1 protein-coding gene is annotated in these 485 nt (G+C 67.0%); it reads right to left on the bottom strand.

Annotation, left to right across the window (positions count from 1 at the left end; genetic code table 11):
* Positions 1-485: polyketide synthase (locus J5M56_RS24760; RefSeq protein ID WP_207938031.1), on the bottom strand; the 485-nt coding region annotated here is incomplete at both ends.

Below are 485 nucleotides of genomic sequence, written 5' to 3'. Positions count from 1 at the left end.
GTCACGCTGTACCTGTCGCCCGACGAGCACATCTCGATGTACGCGTCGGGCGACAGGTACAGCGTGACGCCGCCCGCGAGCGCCATGTCGATCTCGCCCGCGCGCAGCGCCTGGCACGCGAGATGGATCGCGACGAGCGCGGACGAGCACGCGGTGTCGACGGGAATCGCCGGCCCCTTCAGGTTCAGGTGATAGGCGAGCCGCGCGGCGCCGAACGCGAAGCTGTTGCTCTTCTCGAGCATCGTGACCGCGCCGCCCGCGCCGAGCTGCCGGTACTCCTGGTTCATGATGCCGAGATAGACGCCGCAGTTGCGGCCGTCGAGCGTATCGGCCGAATAGCCGGCGTTCTCGAAGGCCCGATAGCCTTCCTGCAGGAACAACCGGTGCTGCGGATCCATCTCCTGCGCCTCGGCGGGCGAGATCCGGAAGAACGCCGGATCGAAGCAGTCGACGTCGTCCAGGAGGCCGATCCATTTGCTGTAGAC

Origin of the sequence: Pseudomonas sp. 51_B (assembly GCF_017491595.1) — a bacterium.
GTDB lineage: Bacteria > Pseudomonadota > Gammaproteobacteria > Pseudomonadales > Pseudomonadaceae > Aquipseudomonas > Aquipseudomonas promysalinigenes.
Note: the sequence above shows the minus strand (reverse complement) of the source record. Positions and strands in the feature narration are given on the sequence as shown.